20 protein-coding genes, 2 tRNA genes and 3 pseudogenes are annotated in these 22473 nt (G+C 66.5%); 12 read left to right on the forward strand and 13 right to left on the reverse strand.

Annotation, left to right across the window (positions count from 1 at the left end):
- Positions 1–6: 6 nt before the first annotated feature.
- The 4 genes from ACYU98_RS14740 to ACYU98_RS14755 form a co-directional block, all read right to left on the reverse strand.
- Positions 7–1143, reverse strand: coding sequence for a bifunctional RNase H/acid phosphatase (locus ACYU98_RS14740; RefSeq protein WP_460468984.1), 1137 nt, complete (start codon positions 1141–1143; stop codon positions 7–9).
- Positions 1140–1880 carry a zinc ribbon domain-containing protein gene (locus tag ACYU98_RS14745; RefSeq protein ID WP_460468985.1) on the reverse strand — a complete coding sequence of 247 codons (741 nt, stop codon included), beginning with the start codon at positions 1878–1880 and terminating at the stop codon, positions 1140–1142. Before ACYU98_RS14745 ends, ACYU98_RS14740 begins: the two co-directional genes overlap by 4 nt.
- Positions 1870–2742, reverse strand: coding sequence for a Nif3-like dinuclear metal center hexameric protein (locus ACYU98_RS14750; RefSeq protein ID WP_460468986.1), 873 nt, complete (start codon positions 2740–2742; stop codon positions 1870–1872). Before ACYU98_RS14750 ends, ACYU98_RS14745 begins: the two co-directional genes overlap by 11 nt.
- Position 2743: 1 nt before the next feature.
- A tRNA-Val gene (locus ACYU98_RS14755) sits at positions 2744–2816 on the reverse strand.
- Between the two features lie 131 nt (positions 2817–2947).
- Here ACYU98_RS14755 and mobA point away from each other — a divergent pair.
- Positions 2948–3526 carry a molybdenum cofactor guanylyltransferase gene (mobA, locus tag ACYU98_RS14760; RefSeq protein WP_460468987.1) on the forward strand — a complete coding sequence of 193 codons (579 nt, stop codon included), beginning with the start codon at positions 2948–2950 and terminating at the stop codon, positions 3524–3526.
- Positions 3523–3774, forward strand: coding sequence for a DUF6457 domain-containing protein (locus tag ACYU98_RS14765; RefSeq protein ID WP_460468988.1), 252 nt, complete (start codon positions 3523–3525; stop codon positions 3772–3774). The genes mobA and ACYU98_RS14765 overlap by 4 nt, the downstream gene beginning before the upstream one ends.
- 54 nt (positions 3775–3828) lie before the next feature.
- On the opposite strand, the gene ACYU98_RS14770 is transcribed toward ACYU98_RS14765, so the two are convergent.
- Both ACYU98_RS14770 and ACYU98_RS14775 read right to left on the reverse strand, forming a co-directional pair.
- The gene (locus ACYU98_RS14770; protein ID WP_460468989.1) at positions 3829–4296 is read right to left on the reverse strand and encodes a peroxiredoxin; all 468 of its coding nucleotides are present in this window, start codon (positions 4294–4296) and stop codon (positions 3829–3831) included.
- 113 nt (positions 4297–4409) lie between these two features.
- Complete coding sequence (locus ACYU98_RS14775) at positions 4410–4826, reverse strand: DUF3052 domain-containing protein (RefSeq protein ID WP_460468990.1); 417 nt, start codon at positions 4824–4826, stop codon at positions 4410–4412.
- A 222-nt stretch (positions 4827–5048) separates the two neighbouring features.
- On the opposite strand from ACYU98_RS14775, the gene aceE reads away from it, so the two are divergent.
- From aceE to ACYU98_RS14815, 8 genes and pseudogenes are all read left to right on the forward strand, one after another.
- Complete coding sequence (aceE, locus tag ACYU98_RS14780; RefSeq protein ID WP_460468991.1) at positions 5049–7811, forward strand: pyruvate dehydrogenase (acetyl-transferring), homodimeric type; 2763 nt, start codon at positions 5049–5051, stop codon at positions 7809–7811.
- 78 nt (positions 7812–7889) lie between these two features.
- Complete coding sequence (locus ACYU98_RS14785) at positions 7890–8315, forward strand: DivIVA domain-containing protein (RefSeq protein WP_460468992.1); 426 nt, start codon at positions 7890–7892, stop codon at positions 8313–8315.
- A 35-nt stretch (positions 8316–8350) separates the two neighbouring features.
- A complete protein-coding gene (locus ACYU98_RS14790) occupies positions 8351–9496 on the forward strand; it encodes a PucR family transcriptional regulator (protein ID WP_460468993.1) in 1146 nt (381 codons plus the stop codon).
- An 80-nt stretch (positions 9497–9576) separates the two neighbouring features.
- Positions 9577–10497, forward strand: a pseudogene (locus ACYU98_RS14795) (ACP S-malonyltransferase); the annotation flags it as partial.
- Between the two features lie 259 nt (positions 10498–10756).
- Positions 10757–11797 carry a beta-ketoacyl-ACP synthase III gene (locus ACYU98_RS14800; protein WP_460468994.1) on the forward strand — a complete coding sequence of 347 codons (1041 nt, stop codon included), beginning with the start codon at positions 10757–10759 and terminating at the stop codon, positions 11795–11797.
- A gap of 76 nt (positions 11798–11873) precedes the next feature.
- Positions 11874–12122 carry an acyl carrier protein gene (locus tag ACYU98_RS14805; protein WP_460468995.1) on the forward strand — a complete coding sequence of 83 codons (249 nt, stop codon included), beginning with the start codon at positions 11874–11876 and terminating at the stop codon, positions 12120–12122.
- A gap of 80 nt (positions 12123–12202) precedes the next feature.
- Positions 12203–13447 carry a beta-ketoacyl-ACP synthase II gene (gene fabF, locus ACYU98_RS14810; protein ID WP_460468996.1) on the forward strand — a complete coding sequence of 415 codons (1245 nt, stop codon included), beginning with the start codon at positions 12203–12205 and terminating at the stop codon, positions 13445–13447.
- Positions 13447–14895 (forward strand): acyl-CoA carboxylase subunit beta, encoded by a 1449-nt coding sequence (locus ACYU98_RS14815; protein ID WP_460468997.1) that lies wholly within the window; start codon positions 13447–13449, stop codon positions 14893–14895. Before fabF ends, ACYU98_RS14815 begins: the two co-directional genes overlap by 1 nt.
- 69 nt (positions 14896–14964) lie before the next feature.
- Here ACYU98_RS14815 and ACYU98_RS14820 read toward each other — a convergent pair whose 3' ends face one another.
- Both ACYU98_RS14820 and ACYU98_RS14825 read right to left on the reverse strand, forming a co-directional pair.
- Positions 14965–15477, reverse strand: coding sequence for a DUF3145 domain-containing protein (locus tag ACYU98_RS14820; protein WP_460468998.1), 513 nt, complete (start codon positions 15475–15477; stop codon positions 14965–14967).
- 321 nt (positions 15478–15798) lie between these two features.
- The gene (locus ACYU98_RS14825; protein ID WP_460468999.1) at positions 15799–17217 is read right to left on the reverse strand and encodes a protein kinase domain-containing protein; all 1419 of its coding nucleotides are present in this window, start codon (positions 17215–17217) and stop codon (positions 15799–15801) included.
- A 132-nt stretch (positions 17218–17349) separates the two neighbouring features.
- Between ACYU98_RS14825 and ACYU98_RS14830 the strand changes: the two genes are divergently transcribed.
- Positions 17350–17423: transfer RNA gene (locus tag ACYU98_RS14830), tRNA-Ile, on the forward strand.
- 177 nt (positions 17424–17600) lie between these two features.
- On the opposite strand, the pseudogene ACYU98_RS14835 reads toward ACYU98_RS14830, so the two are convergent.
- The 4 genes and pseudogenes from ACYU98_RS14835 to ACYU98_RS14850 form a co-directional block, all read right to left on the reverse strand.
- Positions 17601–18230 (reverse strand): annotated as a pseudogene (locus ACYU98_RS14835) (tyrosine-type recombinase/integrase); the annotation flags it as partial.
- A 201-nt stretch (positions 18231–18431) separates the two neighbouring features.
- On the reverse strand, positions 18432–18608 hold the full coding sequence (locus ACYU98_RS14840; RefSeq protein ID WP_460469000.1) for a hypothetical protein: 177 nt from the start codon (positions 18606–18608) through the stop codon (positions 18432–18434).
- Positions 18609–18936: 328 nt separating this feature from the next.
- Positions 18937–19416, reverse strand: coding sequence for a hypothetical protein (locus ACYU98_RS14845; protein ID WP_460469001.1), 480 nt, complete (start codon positions 19414–19416; stop codon positions 18937–18939).
- 133 nt (positions 19417–19549) lie between these two features.
- A complete protein-coding gene (locus tag ACYU98_RS14850; RefSeq protein ID WP_460469002.1) occupies positions 19550–19672 on the reverse strand; it encodes a hypothetical protein in 123 nt (40 codons plus the stop codon).
- A 443-nt stretch (positions 19673–20115) separates the two neighbouring features.
- On the opposite strand from ACYU98_RS14850, the gene ACYU98_RS14855 reads away from it, so the two are divergent.
- Positions 20116–20808, forward strand: coding sequence for a G1 family glutamic endopeptidase (locus tag ACYU98_RS14855; protein WP_460469003.1), 693 nt, complete (start codon positions 20116–20118; stop codon positions 20806–20808).
- Between the two features lie 486 nt (positions 20809–21294).
- On the opposite strand, the pseudogene ACYU98_RS14860 reads toward ACYU98_RS14855, so the two are convergent.
- Positions 21295–22368 (reverse strand): annotated as a pseudogene (locus ACYU98_RS14860) (ISL3 family transposase); the annotation flags it as partial.
- Positions 22369–22473: the final 105 nt, after the last annotated feature.

The raw sequence follows: 22473 nt of genomic DNA on the forward strand, positions 1-22473 counted from the left end.
GACGTCCTAACGGGTTCGAAGGTGATTCGTATCGTTGACGAAGCTGATCGATGTGTGGCCGTCCGACCAGACTTCGAGACCGGTCAGCGAAGCAGGCGCGATCGCGAGCAACCATGCGGTGTCCAGATCGAGGCCCAAGACATCGGCCAACGCGACCATGATCGGCTTGCGGTGGCTGACCACGACCACGATGTTGCCCGGCTCGCTCGACGCGACGATTCGGTCCAGGGCGGCCCCGACCCGATGGGCGACGAGGTCATGGGTCTCTCCCCCGCCCGGAGGGGCGTAGGTCGGGTCGCTGCGCAGGCGGGCGAAATCTGCGTCGGCAACGAGGTCGCGGACGGACTGTCCGTCCCAGTCGCCGAAGTTCTGTTCGTCCAGGTCGACGTCGACCTCGCGGTTGACACCAAGTTCGGCAGCAATGGCGTCGGCCGTCTGCTGCGCGCGGGCCAGGCCGGAAGCAATGACGCGTACGCTGGCGCCGGGCCGAACCTTGGCGCGGACCCCGCGCGCGGCCGCCGCGGCCTGCTCCCGACCCTCAGCGTTCAGCGACGGATCGGCGCCACCCCGCCCGTCGAGACGGCCCTGCACCGTGAAATCGGTGACGCCGTGACGGACCAACAGGATCCGAACCGGCTGTGGCGCAGCAGATTTCACCGGGCTGACGACCTCGTCGACCGCTTCCTGCACGACTGGGGCGTCCTCGAGGTCCTCCTCAACGAACAAACCGTCCATGCCGTCGTTCGAGAGAGCGTCGGCGTCCTTGTTGATCTCCCGCGGGATCCAGGTCCAGGAGATCGAGCCCCCGGCGGCGCGCAACTGTCGCACCAGTTCTTGGCCCTGAATCGCGAGCCGCTTCATGTCCTCGTGCTTGATCTTCCATCGACCGGCCATCTGCTCGATGACCAGCTTGGAATCCATCCGCACCTCGATGGTGGCGGCGGGGTCGATCGCGAGCGCCGCGCGCAAGCCGGCCAACAGGCCTTCGTATTCGGCGACGTTGTTGCTCGCTTTGCCCAGCGGAGCAGCACGGCGGGCGATGATCTCGCCGGTCGCCGGGTCACGCACCAGCGCGCCATAGCCGGCAACCCCCGGGTTGCCGCGCGAACCGCCGTCGGCTTCGACGATGAGCGAACGCGTCACAGGCCGGATTCTGAAGTGCGTACGACGATGCGGCGGCAGTCCTCACAGCGCAGGATCTCGTCGTCGGGCGCCGAGCGGAACCGGCCCATCTCGGAAGCGTTGAGCTCCAATCCGCAACCGCCGCAACGGCGCTGGGAGAGCGCAGCGACCGCAAGACCGCCGCATTGCTCGCGCACCTTCTCGTAGAGGGCAAGCAGTTCGTTGCCGAGGCCCGGGGCCACCTGGTCGCGCTTGGCGCTGACCTCGGCGACCTCACGGTCGATCTCGGCAAAGGCGACGTCGCGCTGATTGGTCAGCTCGACGATCTTTTCCTCAGCGCTCTGCTTGGCCGCTTCGGCCTTGGCCAGATCGGCGCGCAACTGTTCGGCCTTCTCCATCACGGCCAGTTCGACGTCCTCCAGCTCCGATTGGCGGCGGGCGAGGGTCTGCAGTTCGTGTTGCATGCCCTGCAAGTCCTTGGGTGAGCCCTGACCGGCATCGAGGTGGCGCTGGGTGCGGACGGCACGTTCGCGGACGAGTTGCACGTCGGCGTCGGCCTTGGCGATCTCGCGCTCCACATCGTCGGCCGCGGTGCGGGCCAAAACGACCTCTTCGTAGAGCTTTTCGCGGCGGATCGATTGCGCTTCTACCGCGGCGATCGCTGGCATTGAGCGGCGTTTGTGGGCGAGCTGGGCAAGTTTGGTGTCCAGCGCCTGAAGATCGAGCATGCGCCACTGGCGGGCGAGGTCAGCTTTCATCGTCGGCTCCCGAGGGTTCGTTGCTGCCGACCAGGAAGTCCCACGGATCGGTGCGCACTGTGCAGATGTCGGTGTCCACCGTATATCCGCGCTCGGACAAAGTTCGACGGAGCCGGTCAGCGGCAGCGGCCAGCCAGAGTGACTCGGTCGCCCAGTGTCCGGCGTCAATCAGGTAGGGCGGGCCGCCGCGGCCCTCTTCTCGCGCTTCGAGGGCGGGGTGGTGGCGCAGATCGGCGGTGACGTAGACGTCGGCCTTCGCGGCGCGTACGTCGTCGAAGCGGTCGTCGCCCGCCCCGCCCAGAACGGCCACCCGGCGCACGATCGCGTCGGGATCGCCGCTGACTCGTACGCCGACCGGAGCCGGCGGCAGCGCCGCTGCCAACCGCTGGGCGAACGCGCGCAAGGTGACGGGCTCGGCAAGGTCACCAACCCGGCCGCCGCCATCGGCGGACAACGATTTGCAGTCCGCCGGCAGCCCGCAGGCCGCAGCGAGGGCGTCGTTGACCCCCGGCCGGGCGATATCGGCGTTGGTGTGGGCGGTGTAGAGGGCGATATCGCCCACCACCAAGGCGGTCACGGCTGCGCCCTTGGCATTGGTCGTGGCAACGGAGTTCACCCCGCGCAACAACAGCGGGTGGTGGCTGATCAGCAGGTCCGCGCCGCCCGAACGAGCCGCGTCGATGACCGCCAGGGTGGGATCCACCGCGAACAGAATGCGGCGTACGGGCTGCTCCGGGTCACCGGTGACCAACCCGACACGATCCCATTCCAGGGCCGTTGCGGGCGGATAGAACTCGTCGAGGACGGTCAGCACCTCGGCCAGGTTCGCGACCCGGTCGGCGCGCTCGGGTTCGGCGTTCATGTGGGCCCGGCCGGTCTCGAACCGACGACACCCGCGGTGTAAACGCGGTGCTCTACCAACTGAGCTACAGGCCCCTTCCGACGCGAGAACTCCGACGTCGGCGGCTCATTCTTACAGCAAACTGGAGTTTGTCCGTCATCGGCATTCGCTGACCACGCGAAGATGACGGGAAGATGACGGACACCCGCGACCCAGGAGGAGTCCGATGCAGGCGTACGACGCGATCGTGTTGGTCGGTGGAGCCGGTTCGCGGCTGGGCGGCATCGACAAGGCTGCCCTGCCGCTGGCCGGGGCCGCCCTGGTGAGCGGATCGTTCACCGCCATCGACGGTGCCCAGCAGATCGTGGTCGTCGGCCGGACGAGCGCTCCGGTTCCGCCGCGGGCCGTCGTTGTCCAGGAGAACCCGCCCGGGGGCGGTCCGGCCGCTGCTGTCGTTGCTGGTCTGGCTGCGCTGGCCGATCCCGCGCCGTGGATCGTGATCCTGGCTTGCGACCTCCCGGGAGCATCGAGCGCGCTGCCCCGAGTTCTCGCCGCGGCGAGCGGCGACGGAGCAGTTGCGATCGACGCTGACGGCCGGCGGCAATGGGTGCTCGGGGCGTACGCAGCCGGCCCCCTGATCGCGGCGGCGGCGGCGACCGCTGTTCCCAACGGACGGTCGATGCGCGCCTTGGTTGGCGACCTGAGCTTGGTCGATGTCCCAGTCGGTGACGACTGGCGCGACGTCGACACCTGGGAGGATCACACGGCCTGGACCAACCGACTCAAGCGAGGGAGCGACCGATGAGCGAACCGGAGCAGCAGTGGCAAGCGTGGGTCGAAAAGACTTGCGCCGCACTCGAATTGGATCCCACCTTGGTGGACATCGACGACGTTCACGCTCTTTCTCGGGATGTCGCTCGCGAGGTCGAACGGCCGCTTGCGCCGGTCTCGGCATTCATCCTGGGTCTGGCGATCGGCGCGCGGGCGAGCGCCGGACTGCCCGTCGACCGCGGGGTACGAGACGAGCTCATCTCCCGCTTCCCACTCGACTGAGCCAGACGCGAAAAGGCGCCGATGCCCGCAGGCATCGGCGCCTTTCACATCGAATCAGAGAGCTGCGACCGCCTCGTCATAGCCGGCGAAGTCACGCGCTTCGCCCGGTCCGTTGACCTGTGACCAGACGATCTTGCCGCTGGTGTCGACCAAGAAGGTGCCCCGAATGGCCATGCCGGCTTCCTCGTTGAACACGCCGTAGGCCTTGGCGATCTCGCCGTGCGGCCAGAAGTCCGACAGCAGCGGGAAGTCGTAGCCCTGCGCGTCAGCCCACGCCTTGAGGCTGAACATCGGGTCGCAGGACACGGCGGCAACCTGCACCTTGTCGTTGACGAATCGGGACAGGTCGTCGCGAATCGAGCAGAGCTCGCCGGTGCAAATGCCGGAGAACGCGAACGGATAGAACACGACCAGAGCCGCCTTCTCGCCGGTGAGCCCGGCCAGTGTCTGCTCCTGACCAAACTGGTCCTTCGCGCTGAACGCGGGAGCCTGGGCACCGACCTGCTGAGGTGAAGCCATCATCAAAATCCTTTCGAAGGGGACGGTCTCCCCCGAGCCTACGCACGCTTCGAAAGGGTGCTGCGCGCCGACCGCGTCCCGGTGATTTCAACTGCCTCAATCAACGCGAGCCGTCATCAACGCTGCTTCGCGTAGCCGCCCTGAACGAGCTTGGTCGCGATCCAGTCGGTCGCCTTGGCGGTCGAACTGGCCTTCAGGCCGGCGGTCTGCGCGGCCTCTTCGATCTCAGATGCCTCGACGTGGTCGTCCTGTCCAGCTTCTGGCACCAGCACCACCACGAATCCCTTCTCGGCAAGTGTGGTGAGCGCATCGACACAATCGTCGATGAGGTCACCGTCGCCGTCGCGCCACCACAGCAGCACTGCGTCGACCACACCGTCGTAGTTGTCCTCTTCGAGCGCGGAGCCAATCAGGCCCTCCACGTCTGCTCGCAGCTCGTCATTGACGTCGTCGTCCCATCCGAGCTCGAGCACGATCTGCCCCTGCTCGAAGCCAACCTTGCGGGCCCAGCCCCCACCAGCGTCCTTGTCCATAACCCTTCCTTGTGTCTCACGCACCCATCGAGGAGTACGCCGACGATCCGCGCCGAGTGCGCGAACACGCCCAGCCTATGGGCATGGTCGGGCCTCAGTGTCCCAGCCCGCCCACCCGGACAGGTGGCGAGCGCTACTGCAGGGTAACCGGAGTGGATATACACGCCACTTACCCGCGGTGTTTGATGGAGGTTGCGAATGTCGTATTCGAAGGAGCCAAACGTGTCACCTGACCCCACCTCGGGCCCGATCCTCAACGGCTTACCAAGCCAACTGCCGGACATTGATCCCGAGGAGACCGGTGAGTGGCTCGACTCGCTCGACGGCATCATCGAAGCCGGTGGGAAGAACCGCGCCCGCTACGTGATGTTGAAATTGTTGGAGCGTGCCCGGGAGCGTCAAGTCGGTATTCCGTCGCTGACCACCACTGACTACATCAACACCATCCCGCCCGAATCGGAACCGTGGTTCCCGGGCGATGAGGAGATCGAGCGTCGCTACCGCGCCTGGCTGCGCTGGAACGCGGCCATCATGGTTCATCGCGCGCAGCGGCCCGAGATCTCCGTCGGCGGTCACATCTCCACCTACGCCTCGGCCGCGACCCTCTACGAAGTGGGGTTCAACCACTTCTTCCGCGGCAAGAACCACCCGGGCGGTGGCGACCAGGTCTTCTTCCAGGGCCACGCCTCCCCTGGTATGTATTCGCGCGCTTTCCTCGAGGGCCGCCTCACCACCGAACAACTCGACGGGTTCCGTCAGGAGCACTCCCACCTGATCGGTGGCAAGGCTGCCGGGCTACCGAGCTACCCGCACCCGCGCAACATGCAGGACTTCTGGGAGTTCCCGACGGTGTCGATGGGCATCGGTCCGATGAACGCGATCTACCAGGCGCAGTTCAACCGCTACCTGCACAACCGCGGACTCCGCGACACCAGCCAGCAGCACGTCTGGGCCTTCCTCGGCGACGGCGAAATGGACGAGCCCGAGTCGCGTGGCCTTCTGCAGTTGGCGGCCGGCGAGGAACTCGACAACCTCACCTTCGTCATCAACTGCAACCTGCAGCGACTCGACGGTCCGGTGCGCGGCAACGGCAAGATCATCCAAGAGCTCGAGTCGTTCTTCCGCGGTGCGGGCTGGAACGTCATCAAGACCATCTGGGGTCGTGGCTGGGACCCGCTGCTCGCGGCCGACCGCGACGGCGCCCTGGTCAACGTGATGAACACAACCTCCGACGGTGACTACCAGACCTTCCGCGCCAACGACGGAAAGTACGTCCGCGACCAGTTCTTCGGCCGCGACCCCCGTACCCTTGCGATGGTCAAGGACTGGAGCGACGACGACATCTGGTGGCGCCTCAAGCGCGGCGGCCACGACTACCGCAAGGTCTACGCGGCCTACCAGGCGGCGACCCAGCATCACGGTCAGCCGACGGTGATCCTGGCTCACACGATCAAGGGCTACAGCCTCGGCAGCCACTTCGCCGGCCGCAACGCGACCCACCAGATGAAGAAGCTCACCCTCGATGACCTCAAGGGCTTCCGCGACTCCCTGCACATCCCGATCACGGACGCGCAGTTGGAGGAGAACCCCTACCTGCCGCCCTACTTCCACCCGGGCGAAGACGACGAAGCGATCCGCTACATGCGCGATCGCCGGGAGAAGCTCGGCGGTGGGTTGCCCTCGCGGCGCGTGCAGTCGACCAAATCCATCAAGCTACCGGCCGACTCCGCCTACGACGGCGCGAAGAAGGGGTCGGGCAAGCAGCAGATCGCCACGACCATGGCGATCGTGCGCATCCTCAAGGACATGATGCGCGACAAGGAGTTCGGCCAGCGGATCGTGCCGATCATCCCCGACGAGGCGCGCACCTTCGGGATGGACGCGTTCTTCCCGACGCTGAAGATCTACAACCCGCACGGCCAGCACTACAAGTCGGTCGACGCCGAGTTGATGCTCGCCTACAAGGAGTCGGTGCAGGGTCAGATCCTGCACACCGGCATCAACGAGGCCGGGTCGATGGCCGCCTTCACCGCGGCGGGCACCTCCTACGCCACGCACGACGAGCCGATGGTGCCGTTCTACATCTTCTATTCGATGTTCGGTTTCCAGCGCACCGGCGATGCGATGTGGGCCGCGGGCGACCAGATGGCGCGCGGTTTCATGATCGGCGCGACCGCCGGCCGCACCACGCTGACCGGTGAGGGCTTGCAGCACGCCGACGGTCACTCGTTGTTGCTGGCCTCGACGAACCCGGCGGTCGTGGCCTACGACCCCGCGTACGCCTACGAAATCGGCCACATCATGAAGGACGGCGTCCGTCGGATGTTCGGCGAGAAGCCGGAGAACGTCATGTATTACCTGACGGTCTACAACGAGCCGATGCAGCAGCCGGCGGAGCCGGAGAACCTCGACGTCGAGGGCCTGTTGAAGGGCATCTACAAGCTGTCCGAGGGCGAGGCCGGCGCGCCGGATGCGCCGCGGGCGCAATTGCTCGCTTCCGGCGTCGGTCTGCCATGGGCCCTGGAAGCGCAGCAACTGTTGCGCGACGACTGGGGCGTCGTGGCCGACGTCTGGTCGGTGACGTCATGGGGCGAATTGCGCCGCGACGCACTCGCCGCCGACGAGGCGAACTTCCTGCACCCGAGCGACGAGCCGGCAGTGCCCTACATCACCCAGGCCCTGCAAGGCGCGCCCGGCCCGGTGGTCGCGACCTCCGACTGGATGCGAGCGGTGCAGGACCAGATCGCTCAGTGGGTCCCGCAGGACTACGTCACGCTCGGGGCTGACGGTTTCGGTTTCTCCGACACCAGGCAGGCCGCGCGCCGCTACTTCCACATCGATGGTCCCTCGATGGTCGTCCGCACCCTGCAGGCGCTGGCCAAGAGCGGCGACATCGACGCCTCCGTTCCGGCGAAGGCAGCGGAGAAGTATTCGTTGCTCGACGTTCGCGCCGGCCGCAGCGGAAACGCCGGTGGAGACGCCTGATCCGACTGATCTCGAACGGCCCCGCAACGCTTCGGCGCGCGGGGCCGTTCGGCGTGTACGGCGCATTACAGTGCCGTCATGCCTGAACCGGTAACGCCCGAAGAGATCATCAAGATTCACTTCACCAGTGGCCCGCGCAAATACACCTACGACGAACAGGCGGTCGACGACTTCCTCGACTCCGTCGTGAGCGCGCTGCGCGATGGAACCTTCGATCCGAACATGGCCCACGGAGCGCTGTTTCCGACACCGAGTGGATTTGGCGTGCGCGGTTACAACAGCGCCGAGGTCGACGACCTCCTCGACCGGATTGCGGCAACGCCGCCGAGTTCGGCGGCCCGCTCCTACCAGCCGGTCCCGGCCGCGCAGCCCGGGGCAGGCAATGCGCCGGCGGACGCTCCGGACGCCGTCCCGGTGGAACTGACCCAGTCCGACGCGCTCGGTCTACCGGACCCGTACGAGAAAAGCAGTCCGGGCCTGCTGCGGCGGCTCTTCCGTAGCTGAACCAATTGGGGAACCTCTACAAATAGACTGAGCCGGTGACGTACGAGACCGATATCCAGCGACGCCTCGAAACGGCGGCCGGCGGCATGGCGACGGCCGCCGTGCAACGGATGGAGGACCGCCTCCCGTGGTATCGCGCCCTTCCGGCGGAGGAGCGATCTTGGGTCGGCATGGTCGCCCACGCCGGCATCGCCGCGTTCATCGCCTGGCATGCCGATCAACACAGCATCCCGCCGGTGGCCGCCGATGTCTTCGGCACAGCCCCCCGGGAGCTGACCAGGTCGATCACCCTGCAACACACGCTGGACCTCGTACGGACGACGGTCGACGTTGTCGAGGCCGCGGTGCCCGATCTGGCGCCGGCTGACCGGCAGTCCCAACTGCGCGAGGCCGTCCTGACCTACTCGCGCGAGGTGGCGTTCGCCTGCGCCCATGTTTACGCCCAGGCCGCCGAGGCGCGGGGCGCATGGGATGCCCGCTTGGAGTCACTCGTCGTCGACGCGGTGTTGCGGGCGGAGGCCGACGAGGCGCTGCGTTCGCGGGTGGCCGCTCTCGGCTGGGATGACGTCAAGGACATCGTGGTCGCCGTGGGTCGGTCGCCGCACAGCACCGGCGCTGAGGCAGTCGACGCCCTGCGCCGCACCGCCGCGCGGCTCGGCGTCGAGACCCTTGCCGCCGTCCAAGGGCGCCGGTTCATCGCCATCCTGGGCAACGTCGAGGACCCGTTGGCCACCGTCGGCGACCTGGCCGATCTGTGGGGCGACGGCCCGCTGGTCGTCGGGCCGCTGGTCCCCCACCTGTTCGCCTCCGGGCGCAGCGCTCGGGCGGCTCAGTCCGGTTACGCCGCCGCGATCGGTTGGCCGGCCGCGCCCCGCCCCTGCTCGGCCGACGAACTACTCGCCGAACGATCCCTGGCCGGCGACGCGCGGGCTCGGCGCCAGTTGACTGACCGGGTGAGCCAAGCGCTGGCTGCCCGTGCCTCGACCGAGTCGACGGTGTTGACCTACCTGGACGACCCGAACCTGGAGGCGACCGCTCGAGCGCTTTTCGTCCACCCGAACACCGTGCGTTATCGCTTGGGGAAGTTCACCGAGGACAGCGGCTTCGACTTGGCCGATGCGCGCGACCGGTTCTGCGTGCGGTTGGCGCTGATGTACGCCCGCCTGCCAGACCCGCGTTGACGATTCCTACAAAATTCGCCGGACAATCTTCGTCGGTTTCGATGACGACCTGAACGCCCGCAGACCGACACAGTGGACACGTGCTTGCGATTGTCTGCCCCGGTCAAGGTTCACAGACGCCAGGTTTCCTGGCCCCATGGTTGGAACTCCCCGGATTCCGGGACCGCCTCGGTTGGTTGTCCGCCGTCGCCGCGATGGACTTGGTTGCCCACGGCACCACCTCCGACGCCGACACCATTAAGGACACCGCGGTCGCCCAACCCCTCATTGTCGGCGCGGGCTTGGTCTCGCTTCTGGCGTTGTTCAACCACCCAGCCGATGGCTTCCGGGTGGTGGGCGCCGGAGCCGGCCACTCGGTTGGTGAGATCACCGCTGCATCTGCCGCCGGCGTGCTCTCTGCCGAACAGGCGATGGTGCTGGTCCGGGAACGCGGCAAAGGAATGGCCGCCGCCAGCGCGGTCCAGCCGACCGGCATGTCCGCGGTCGTCGGCGGTGACGAAGCCGAGGTGCTCGCCGCGATCGAGGCTCAGGGCCTCACCCCGGCCAATCGCAACGGAGCCGGCCAGATCGTCGCGGCCGGAACGATGGAACAACTCGCGGCCCTCGCCGACAATGCCCCGGCCAAAGCGCGAGTCATCCCGCTCTCGGTCGCTGGCGCCTTTCACACCCCCCACATGAGCCCGGCCGTCGAGCAGTTGGGCTCCTACGCCCGCGCCATTTCGACCCATGACCCGCGGGTGCCGCTCATCTCCAACCGCGACGGTCAGGTCGTCCACGACGGCGTCGATGTGTTGCGCCGTTTGGTGACTCAGGTCAGCAGCCCCGTTCGCTGGGACCTCACGATGGACACCATCGCCGCGATGGGTGTCACTGGGCTCATTGAGATCCCGCCGGCCGGAACCCTCGTGGGTCTGGCCAAGCGTGGCCTCAAGGGCGTCGAGACCCTGGCGATGAAGACGCCGGACGACCTCGAAAAGGCCCACGCGATGCTGCGCGAACACGGCCAGCCGCAGCAGGCGATGGACCCGACCTGGCGCCTGGTCGTCGCTCCCGCCAAGGGCATGATCGCGATCGATGACCTCACCCCAGGTGATGCCATCTCCCCCGGCGCCCAGGTCGCGACCGTCAGCACCCTTCGCGACAACACCCCCGTCGTTTCCGTTCACGGCGGCCAGGTCGTCGAGTGGCTGGTCAGCGACGGCGACCCGGTCGCCCCCGGCCAACCCCTTTTGCGTCTCTACCCGAGTGAGGACTGATCCGATGGGTTCCCCCAAGAACACCGGCGCCCTACAGGCATCCCAAGGCGCGACGTACGCCCGCGTTCGTGGCGTCGGCGGCTACCGGCCCGAGCGTGTGGTGACCAACGCCGAGGTGATCGAGTTCATCGATTCCTCCGACGAGTGGATCCGGGAACGGTCCGGCATCATCACCCGACGGATCGCCAACGAGCAGGAAACGGTCACCTTCATGGCCGAGGCCGCGGCCCGCGACGCCGTAGCCAACGCCGGGATTGCGATGGACGAGATCGATGCGGTGCTCGTCGCCACCGTGACTCACCCCTACCAGACTCCGGCGGTCGCACCACTGATCGCAACCAACTTGGGCCGCAACGGAATTCCCGCATTCGACATCTCGGCTGCCTGCGCCGGCTACTGCTACGGCATCAGCCTCGCCTCCGACATGGTGCGCGGCGGCAGCGCCCGCAACGTGTTGGTCATCGGCGTCGAGAAGCTGTCGGACTTCACCGACAAGTACGACCGTGGAACCGCTTTCATCTTCGCCGACGGAGCCGGCGCGGCCGTCGTCGGTGTCAGTGACGTTCCGGCGATCGGCCCCACCGTGTGGGGTTCTGACGGCGAGCAGTGGACGACCATCCAACAGCGCGAGTCGTGGATCGAGTTGCGCGAAAAGTGGAAGGCGGACGCCGACCCGGCCGCCCACACCTGGCCGACAATCGGCATGGCCGGGCAGTCGGTGTTCCGGTGGGCCGTCTGGGGCATGTCCCCGGTTGCGCAGAAGGCGCTCGACGCAGCTGGCATCACCGCCGACGACCTCGACGCCTTCATCCCCCACCAGGCGAACATGCGGATCATCGACGCGATGATCAAGCAACTGAAGCTGCCGGCCAACATTCCGGTCGCCCGCGACATCGCCGAGCAGGGCAACACCTCCGCGGCTTCCATCCCGTTGGCCACCGAACGGATGCTGCGCGAAGGCGAAGCGCCCCACGGCGGGCTGGCCCTGCAGATCGGATTCGGCGCGGGTCTGGCTTACGCCGCCCAGGTCATCGTTCTGCCTTAGCGAACTCCCGCGACCCGGCGGGCAATCCGGGTCACCGAAGCCCCTGATAAATCGCACAGTTGAAGGAGTCATAACGATGGCAAGCAGCGACCAGGAGATCCTCGAGGGTCTGGCCGAAATCGTGAACGAGGAAACCGGCCTCGACCCCAAGGAGGTCCAGAGCGAGAAGTCCTTCACCGAGGACCTCGACATCGACTCGCTCTCGATGATGACCATTGTCGTCAACGCTGAGGAGAAGTTCGACGTGCGCATCCCCGACGATGAGGTCAAGAACCTCAAGACCGTCGGTGACGCTGTCGCCTACATCAAGAACGCCCAGGGCTGACGCCCACCGGTGGACCGGTCAGCACGACCGGTCCACCGGACCCGCAACCTTCGCGCGCAATCTCGAGGAGCAGCACCGCAATGAGCGCAGACACCCGCATCGTCGTCACTGGCGTCGGGGCCACCACCCCTTTGGCCGGGACCGCGACCGAAACCTGGGACGCGTTGCTCGCCGGCCGCTCCGGAGCACGCACCATTGAGGCCGATTGGGTCGCCCAATACGACCTGCCGGTCACCTTCGCCGCGAGCATCGCCCAGAACCCGACCGAGGTCCTCGCCCGCGTTGAAGTGCGCCGGATGGACCCCTCCGCCCAGTACGCGCTGATCGCCACTCGCGAGGCGTGGGCCGACGCCGGCACCCCACAGGTCGAACCCGAGCGGCTCGGCGTCGCTATCGGCACCGGCATCGGCGGCGTACACACCCTGCTCGACCAGTACGACGTGTTGAAGGAGAAGGGGCCGCGTCGCATCTACCCCCTCACCGTCCCGATGCTCATGCCGAACACCGCCTCCGGCAACGTCTCCCTCGAACTCGGCGCTCGCGCCGGCGCCCACACCACGGTGTCGGCGTGCGCCTCCGGCGCCGAAGCCATGGGCTACGCCGCCGACATGATCCGCGCCGGCCGGGCTGACGTCATGGTGGCCGGTGGCACCGAAGCCGCGATCCACCCGCTGACCGTCTCCGGCTTCGCCGCGATGCAGGCGCTCTCCAAGCGCAACGACGACCCCGCTGCCGCCTCCCGGCCGTACGACAAGGGTCGCGATGGTTTCGTGATGGGCGAGGGCGCTGCCGTGATCGTGCTGGAGTCGTACGAACACGCCAAGGCCCGCGGCGCCAGGATTTACGCCGAGCTCGCCGCGGTCGGAATGTCCGCGGACGCCTTCCACATCACTGCGCCCGAGCCGGAAGGCGCCGGCGCGAGCCGTGCGATGAACGAGGCCGTCGAACGCGCCGGCTTGAGCCACAGCGACATCGTCCACATCAACGCCCACGCGACGTCGACCCCGGTCGGTGACATTGCCGAGGCGAACGCGATCCGGCGCGCCTTCGGCGCTGCGACCGACGGCATCGCGGTCACCGCCACCAAGTCGATGACCGGACACCTGTTGGGAGCGGCGGGCGCGCTCGAGGGACTCATCTCGATCCTGTCCGTCCATCACCGGTTGATTCCGCCCACGATCAACGTGGACGAACCCGACCCGGACATCGCCCTCGACATCGTCAGCGGCAAGCCCCGCGCGCTGCCCGACGGCGACATCGCTGTTCTGAACAACTCGTTCGGATTCGGCGGCCACAACGTGGCCATGACGGTGAAGAGCATCTGATGGCGCGCCAACCCAATCAGGCGTCGGCCGCGGCATCGGCGGCATCGAAGCCGAAGATCGATCCGGAAAAGGACCCTCGCAATCCGCGCAAGCGGCTCGAGGCGTTCTTTGACGAGGGCAGCGTCGAGTTGCTCACCGAGCAGGACACCAGCGGCGCGCTCACCGCGATCGGCACCGTCGCGGGCAGCCCCGCGGTCGCGTTTGCCAGTGACGCCACCATCCAAGGTGGCGCCATGGGCGTCGAAGGCTGCAAGGCCATCCTCGTCGCCTATCGGCGGGCGCTGGCCGACCAGATTCCGGTAGTCGGCCTCTGGCACTCCGGCGGGGCCCGGCTTGCCGAAGGCGTGGTCTCCCTCCATGCCGTGGGCGAAGTCTTCGCGATCATGACGCACGCTTCGGGCAAGATCCCGCAGATCTCGGTGGTCATCGGTGCGGCGGCCGGCGGTGCGGCCTACGGGCCCGCGCTGACCGACATCGTGATCCTCGGACCCGACGGACGGGTGTTCGTCACCGGACCCGACGTGGTGCGCTCAGTCACCGGCGAGCAGGTCGACGCGTTGCGCTTGGGCGGACCCGAACCCCACGGTCGCCGTTCCGGCGTCGTCCACGTCGTCACCGAATCGACCGAGGAGGCGTTCGCTCGCGGTCGCAGCCTGGTGTCGTTGTTCGCCGACCAGCGCGAGATCAACCTGGCGGCGGTCACCGACCGCGATCTGTCCGCTACCTTCCCGGAGTCGCCCAAACGCGCCTACGACGTTCACCCGCTGATCACCGATCTCCTCGACGAGGACTCCGATTCCGTTGAGTTGCATGCCCGTTGGGCACCAAACGTGGTGACGACGCTGGGTCGGTTCGGTGGTCGTACGGTCGGGGTCATCGCCAACAACCCGATGCGCCTCGGCGGCTGCCTGGACTCCTCCTCCGCGGAGAAGGCGGCCCGCTTCGTACGGATGTGTGACGCCTTCGGCGTGCCGTTGATCGTGTTGGTCGACGTTCCCGGCTACCTTCCCGGCGTGGGCCAGGAGTGGGACGGCGTCGTGCGTCGTGGCGCCAAACTGCTGCACGCTTTCGCTGAGGCCGTCGTTCCGCGGGTCACCCTGGTGACGCGCAAGACCTATGGCGGTGCCTACATCGCGATGAACTCCCGATCGTTGGGCGCCACCCGGGTGTTCGCGTGGCCGGGCGCGGAGATCGCCGTCATGGGCCATGTCGCGGCCATTCGGATTCTGCACCGCCGCCGGTTGGCGGAGGTCGATGAGTCCGAGCGCGCAGCGGTCGAGGACCAGCTCGCCGCCGAACACGCCGTGTTGGCCGGTGGCCTGCCGCGCGCGGTCGAGATCGGCGTCATCGACGAGATCGTCGAGCCGTCGGCGACCCGCAGTGAGATCGCGAAGGCGATCGCTGGCGCACCTGCCCGGCGCGGCGATCACGGCAACATTCCGCTCTGATCCCCAGCAGGACAGACGAAGCGCCCCGCCCGGAAAATCCGGAGCGGGGCGCTTCTTTGGTCTGGATGATCAGCTGACGCGGTGTAGCCAGCGCACGGTGGCGCCGTCGCCGGCGTAGCGGAACGGCTCTAGTTCCTGGTCCCAGGCGACACCGAGAAGCTCGGCCATCTCGCCACGGAACGCCTCGGGATCGCCCTTGCTGGCGGCCAGGGCCGAGCGCAGACGGTCCTCGTTGACGACCGCGTCACCGTTGGCGGAGGTCCAGGTGTGATGGATGCCAAGGGCGGGGGTGTGTGACCACCGCGAACCGTCGCAGCCGGGGCTGGGTTCCTCGGTGATCTCGAAACGGATGTGTTCGGAACCGCGCAGCGCGCTGGCGAGCTTGGCGCCTGTTCCGGGTTCACCCATCCAGGACAATTCGGTCCGCAGGAGTCCGGGCGCCATGGGCTGGGCCGTCCACTCCAGGCGTACGGCCGAGCCGAGCACGTTCTCAAGCGCCCAGCTGACATGTGGGCACAACGCAGAAGGGGTGGAGTGCACAAACACCACCCCGCGCGTGACGCGCGAATTCACCGCAGACATCCTGGCCTCCTTGGTTGCGAGGGACGTCTTCCCCAACGGCCTCGCGGGCGCCTATGTCTGGCGATGCTTGAAGTTGTGGTCCCATTCTGCCGTACCGCACCACATTTGCACCACCCGCCACAGGATGCGAGAACCGACACACCCAATCTCGGCCCGCAGCAAGGGTTTTCGTGACGGGCTCGCCTCCGGACATGAAGAAGCCCGGGTTGTCGGGACAGGGGGGAGGTCGACAACCCGGGCTTCTGGCTTACACGGTACGAACCATTTCTGATATTTCGCTGGGAGCGGTTTGACGCGGTCGATCGCAGCGGCCAGCCGAACTCAGCGCCGCTTGAACACGGCTGAGAACACCACACCCAGGGTGAGCAGGCCGCAAATCAGACACATCCACAGACCCACTCCCCCCGACAACGGACTGGGGTTATCGGTCGTCCCGTCCACGGCGGCGTAGGCGGCGAACCAGATCAGGCCAGTAAGCAGCGACATTCCCAGGGCGCCAAGACTGAAACCGATGTGACCCCTGCCGAGCGCTTGTGGCAAACCGAGGCCGGCGACGATCAGGGTGCCGATCAGAACGAAGACGGCCGCGCCGGTGCCACCTGATGAGGGGTCGTACGACGCCGCGGTGTCGAGCTGGAACGCGGTCCAACTCTGCGACCCGAGCTTCGCCCACGGCAGCGCAAAGCTGACCAGCACCAGCGCGCAGCAGCCGATCCAGGCCCACCCCAGGGTGCGAGCCGTCCGGTCACCCACCCGGGGCGGCGCCTTCATCGGGATGTACGGCGTTCCGTACGTCATCTGTTGCGGCTGCAGCGGGTGGCCATAGCCATGCGGTCCGGACGTCGGACCGCTCTGGGGGCCTGGGTTCGGTCCGGAAACGGGTCCAGCCCACCCGCCGTGGGTCGGTTGCACGGGCATCGGCCGCGGCGTGTGCGACAGGCCCGCGCGCAGTTCACGGGCGAAGTTGCCCACCCCACGTTGGCGATCCCAGGGGTTCTTGGCCAAGCCGTGCAGGACTGCATCGCGTACGGCGGGAGGCACCGGGACCGTGATGGGTGGCGGCGGCTCGTTGACGTGCTTCATCGCGAGCGTGACCGCGGAATCGGCGTTGAACGGACGGCGGCCCTGGAGCGCCTCGTATGCGACGACGGCCAGCGAATACAGGTCGCTCTGACCAGTCACCTCATGGCCGAGCGCCGCTTCAGGCGGCAGATATTGGGCCGTTCCCATCACCTCACCGGTGCGGGTCATCTTCGCCTCACCCATCGCTCGAGCAATGCCGAAGTCGGTGAGCTTCACCGCGCCCTTCTCAGTGATCAGGATGTTGGCGGGCTTCACGTCTCGGTGGACCACGCCAGCTTCGTGAGCGGCTTCCAACCCGGCGGCCGCCTGGGTGATCACGGAGACGACCTGGTCGACCGGCAGCGCGCCGCGCTCATCGATCAGGCCAGCCAACGAGGTGCCTCGAACGAACTCCATGACCAGATAGTCGACACCGTCGTCACGACCGAAGTCATGAACGGCGGCGATGTTCGAGTGGCTCAGCTTGGCGGCCAGGCGGGCCTCGTGGTGGAAGCGCCGAGCGAAGTCGGCGTCGTCGGCCAATTCCGGGCGGATGACCTTGACCGCAACAGTGCGATCGAGGACGTTGTCTTCGGCGGACCACACCTCGCCCATGCCGCCACCGGCGATCCGGGTGCGCAGTTCGTAGCGCCCCCCCAGTGTGTCTCCAGCTTTCATCCGTCCGCCCCTTCCGACGATCGTCACCAAGCATGCCGCAGGCAGGGCCGAATCGACCGGTCCGGCTCGCCTACGGCCTCGGATGTGACGTAATCTCAGCGGGCTCGTTCCGTAGGTTCCGGACGAGCGCGAGGGGCGGTAGCTCAGCTGGTTAGAGCAGCGGACTCATAATCCGTCGGTCCTGGGTTCAAGCCCCAGCCGCCCCACCGAACGTTGTCGCAGGTCAGAGGCTGTTTTGCAGCCTCCACCGTGTCGTCCTCGGGCTCGTCAGAGTCGCTCGTGGTCGTCAAATGGGCGCTTTCATTTTCGGAGTGAGTCTCGATGAGCGCATCCAGGAAGTCCGTTGCTCGCTGCAGACCGTTGCCGACGATGTGGCTGTAGATGCCCAGCGTGACCACCGGCGAGCTGTGGCCCAGGATCGCGGACACGTCGGTGATCGCTGCGCCGCCGTGCAGCAGCAGGCTCGCGCAGGTGTGCCGCAGGTCGTGCGGCCGCAACCCGGGTCGGCCGATCTCGGCGGCGGCATCGTCCCAGCGAGACAGGCGTCGCCAGTTGCTGTAGCGGATCGGCCCTCCCCCGGGCGCCGCGAAGATCAGGCTGTCGGGATCCCTCGTCGCGTCGCGCCGGATCGCGAGCATCGGACGCAACGTTGAGGCGACGGGGATCCGTCGCCGCTGCTTCGACTTGGGCAGCCCGTAGCTCAGCTCGCCGTTGATCTCACGGCTGGCACGGGCGATCAGAACGGTCGAACAGTCTCGAGCGACGTCCCGGCGGCGAAGTGCCACTGCCTCGCCCCACCGGGCGCCGCTGTAGGCGAGGAACCGGACTAGGTCGGCGACTCGTGGGTCCACCTTGTCGGCGAGGTCCTCGACCTCGGCGACATCGAGTGCGACCGCTTGCTCGCGGACGATCCGCGGCAACGGCACGCCCTTCGCGACATTCGTCCCGATGAGTCCCTGCTCGATGGCCGCGTCCAGCAGCAGGGACAGGACGCGGTGCACATGCCGCGTCATCTGTGCCGAGCGACGAGCACCGACGTCGGTGACCAGCGCCGTCACGTCCGCGCGAGTGATGCTGCCGACCCGATGCTCCCCGAGCACTGGACGCAGGTGGGTGTCCCAGACCGAGGTGTAGCTCGCGACGGTGCGCGGCGCCAGGTCCTGGCGGCCGGCGAGGCCGCCAGCGGTGGGAGCCCGGAAATGCGAGACGATTCGCTAATGGAGCAACAACCGCATCAGGCCGCGGCCGTGTCGATTGAACCAAGTCAGTACGGGTTCGCCGTCGTTTGGCTGCTTGAGGGTGCCGAACCAGCCGTAATGCTTCATCGGCAAAACGAGCTCGATGCGCGAGCAGAAGGCAACCGGATTGTTGCGTTCCTGGTTCGCGTTCACGGCTGGGAGGAGTCCGGCACGGCGGGCTCGACGACTCGGCTAAGACGCGTCCTGCCACCTGACGCGTAGCCGAAGGCAGGGAGTGAATGCGACCACTTGAGTGCGTGGACGCGTAGCGCGTATGAACACGCGCAAGCGCGCCGGCGCAGCCCGTGAATCGTCGGTGTTCTTACCCGCCGCGCGCGCCGTGCTGTCGACGACGGTCCGTATCGAGGACTCATCCGGCGGCCAACCGGATCCCGAACAGCATTGGCGAGTGTGGGCCTGTCATCTCAAGCGGAAGCCCAGGCGGAGGGCAGTAGACCTCCCGCGGCACGTGCGGATGAAGCTAGTCATGTCCCTCGCGTGGCAGGACGGCGTAGTCAATGACTTCGTCGCGAACCTTCAAGTGCCCGCCGAGTGCTGCCCGGATCCGTCCGATCGTGTCGACAATCTCGCTGTCAAAGGATGGCTGTGCCCCATCAGGATCGATGACCAAGGAGGATCCAACGACCCGGCCGCCCGCGCGCCGAAGCACCACTCGACTCGGGCCGATCAGTGCCCGAGCGGCGACATCGAGACGCTCTAAGAGAACCCCGGCCCGGTCGGCATCGTCATAAGCAAAGTCCATCCCGACATGCCCAGCGATCTCCGCACTGAACACCTCCAGTCCCGGCCGCACCAGGACTCGTGCGGCTCGAAGAGGATCAGCCCGCAGAGACAGCTCACCTGTCAGACTCCCAGACACCGAGACCTCGCAATGCCAGGAACGCTCGGGATGCCTTGCCATCGCGGTTGGTACCAGTTCGGCCAGGTCGCTCACGTCCACGCGGACTAGTAAACGCGAACGACCCCGGGACACCGACCGATATCCCTGCCGAGGGCCTGTCGGCGGCATGACCGGACGGCCGACTACGGCGCCTGGCCAGCCGCGGCCGGACTGCCGACTGGATCGGCTCGGTCTAGAGGTGACCGGGCAACGGCTCGAGCCAGGCCGGGGCGGTGCAGGCCTGCCGGGTCGTCGCCGGCGCTGTGCGCCGGGTAGTAGGTCCGCTCACCCCACCGCAGGTAAGAATGGCCTTCATGGTCGGCTCCTTACCCATCCCACTCATCGCCACGACGCCAGCCCCCCTTGACCGCGAATGAGCCTCCGGAGCACACTGATAGTCGTCGGAGGCACGCCATCTGTGTCAACGGCATTTCAGCGGATGGCTGACAGGGGGACGAGGCGTTCATGAAGAACCCCATTCACAAAAGACTCTGGCTACTCGCGGCGGCGACCTGTGTTCTCGGCGGAATCCCGACGTCAAGTGCTGGCGCTGGCCCTGGGATGCGAATCGCCGTTAGCAATTCCATTGCTTCGTGCGGCGGTGCAAAAATCAACAGTCTGGCCGATGGCTAACGTGCCTCGCTCAACGACATGAAGCGCAACAATGCGAGCCCTAGACATACTCGCAGCGACCCAGTTGATGATATGAAGATGACCTGGGTCTCATCAATGAATTGTAGATCTCAACCCTCGCGCACCGTGCCGATCCAGAAGACAACCCTCACCGCGGGGACCTCCGGTAATTGGTCCGGATACATATTCACGAAGGCTCTATCAAACACCTACGGCGACGTTCGAATGGACTGGGTTGTTCCTAAGCTCCTATCACATACTGGGACAACCAACAACTACAGTTCGATCTGGCCCGGTATTGGCAGTGGCACAAATACGTCGAACGAACTCATCCAGGCAGGCACTGAACAGGACGCCGTGTGCAACGCGGCGGCCTGCGCTGACGGGACGTGGCATCAGAGTAACTACTTTTGGTTCGAATACGTCCCGGGTGCCAACCAGTTGGTGCCAACGAACTTCCCCGTCGGCACTGGACAGTCGGTCTTTGCCGAGGTCTCCGACTTGCACGGCGAAGCTATCTATGATCTGTGCAACGTCTCCACGAACCGTTGCGTCGAGTTCACTTCAACCCATGGGACGCCCGGCGACCAGTTCGAGTGGATTGTTGAGCGCAAAACTGTGTCCTGGGGCCTGCCGCCCCTTGCAAACTATGGAAGCGTCGCGTTGACCAATGCGACATGGGAGACTCCAGAAGATACCTACGGATACGTTCACAGTGCGCAAGACCGGGTCACCATGACGAACAACGGTAGGGACCTCTCCGACTGTCTGCAGAACGCAACCGACCGATTTACGTGTACCTGGCATGCGGCATCGTAAGATCCTTGCGGGCATCGGCGCTTTGGGGGCGGCTGGCATGGTTGGCGGATGCTCAGGACCGAGCGCCCACGTAGGCGAAGGATCCGGATCGCAATCCGTAACAACAGTGGCGAGACCCGCGAGGACGAGCATAACGATCTGTGGCGCCACCCTTACGGTCAACTCGGGGACGGCAATCTGGCATCCGTCAAATATTACCTCAGGCGGGACGCACCTGATCTATAACGACGATCCGACGCGGAATCTATTCTACCCCGGGACAGGATGCAAAGACGGTGCAGCCGTCGCGATACGCCCGGCCGGATCAGGAACAATCTTCGTCCTTGCCCGCGATTCTGTCGGGCGACCCAGCCTCATTCGTCTTTCAGCAAGCGGCGAAGGACAGCTCGTCGCATCGACGCCGGGGTCAGCGACCACCATTCGATTCAAGCCAGCCACATAGAGTGCCGCGCATCGGAAACATTATCGTCGCTTCTCATTAGGGGCTCATCCCAAATGAGGGTGTAGTTGTGCCCGGAAGCCGCCGGCTTCGAGCAGGCTCCTTGCGATGTAGTGGGTCGGATTGCGGAAGCCGAGAGCGCTGCCACGTAGGTGCTCGAGGCGGCCGTTGATCGCCTCGGTGGGGCCGTTGCTGGTGCCAGGCCGGTCGAAGAAGGCGAGGACATCAGCTGCACGCTTAGCCAGGGTCCGGCCCAGGGTGATCAGCTCGACCAAGGGTTTCGGCACGCCGGTGCTGATCGAGGTGATGAGCTCGGTCATGAGGGTTTTTCCGGTGGCCCGGTTGGGGTGCCGGTACGCGGCGATCATCCGTTGGTAGATGCCCCAGGTGCACTCGACCTGCACGTGTTCCTCGACAGCGAACAGTGCGGTGAGTCGTTCATGCTGCCGGTCGGTGAGCAAGTCCGCCCCGGTATGTCGGGTCCGCCGTGCTCGGTACAGCGGATCTGTGGTGCGGCCGCGGTGGCCGTGGAGATCTTGCTGGACACGGCGGCGGCACCGGTCCAGGGCGTCCCCGGCCAGGCGGACGACGTGGAAGGGATCCATCACAGCGGTCGCGTGGGGCAATTCCTCGCTGGTCGCGGTTTTGAAACCGGTGAACCCGTCCATCGCGACGACTTGTAATCCGTTGCGCCACAATGGGTCACGCGCTGCTAGCCAGCTCTTGAAGACTGCTTTGGAGCGGCCCTGGATCATGTCGAGCAACCGTGCTGGGCCAGTGCCGTTACGCACTGGTGTCAGGTCGATGATGACGGTCACGTACTTATCACCGCGGTGAGTGTGGCGCCACACGTGCTCATCGACCCCGATGGTGGTGACGCCGTCGAACCTGCTCGGATCGTCGATCAGGACCCGGTGCCCCTCGGCCAACACCGCGTCGTTGGCGGTGTCCCACGCGACTCCGAGCCCCTCAGCGACCCGGGCGACGGTCAGGTGCTGACACACGATCGCGGCCAGCGCCCACGCCATCGCACGCCGCGACAAGGTGGCTCGCGGTTCGGCCGCGCGACTGGTGTCTTGGCGCCACACATGCCCGCACTCGGTGCACCGGTACCGCCGCACTGAACCACCCTGGGTTGCTTGGAGGCTCCCGACCTTGGAAACGAGGATGGAGCCATGGGAAACAAGAGCACGTCGGGGAAGCCGACTGCGCGGCGGTACTCGCCT

Source organism: Calidifontibacter terrae (assembly GCF_054778835.1).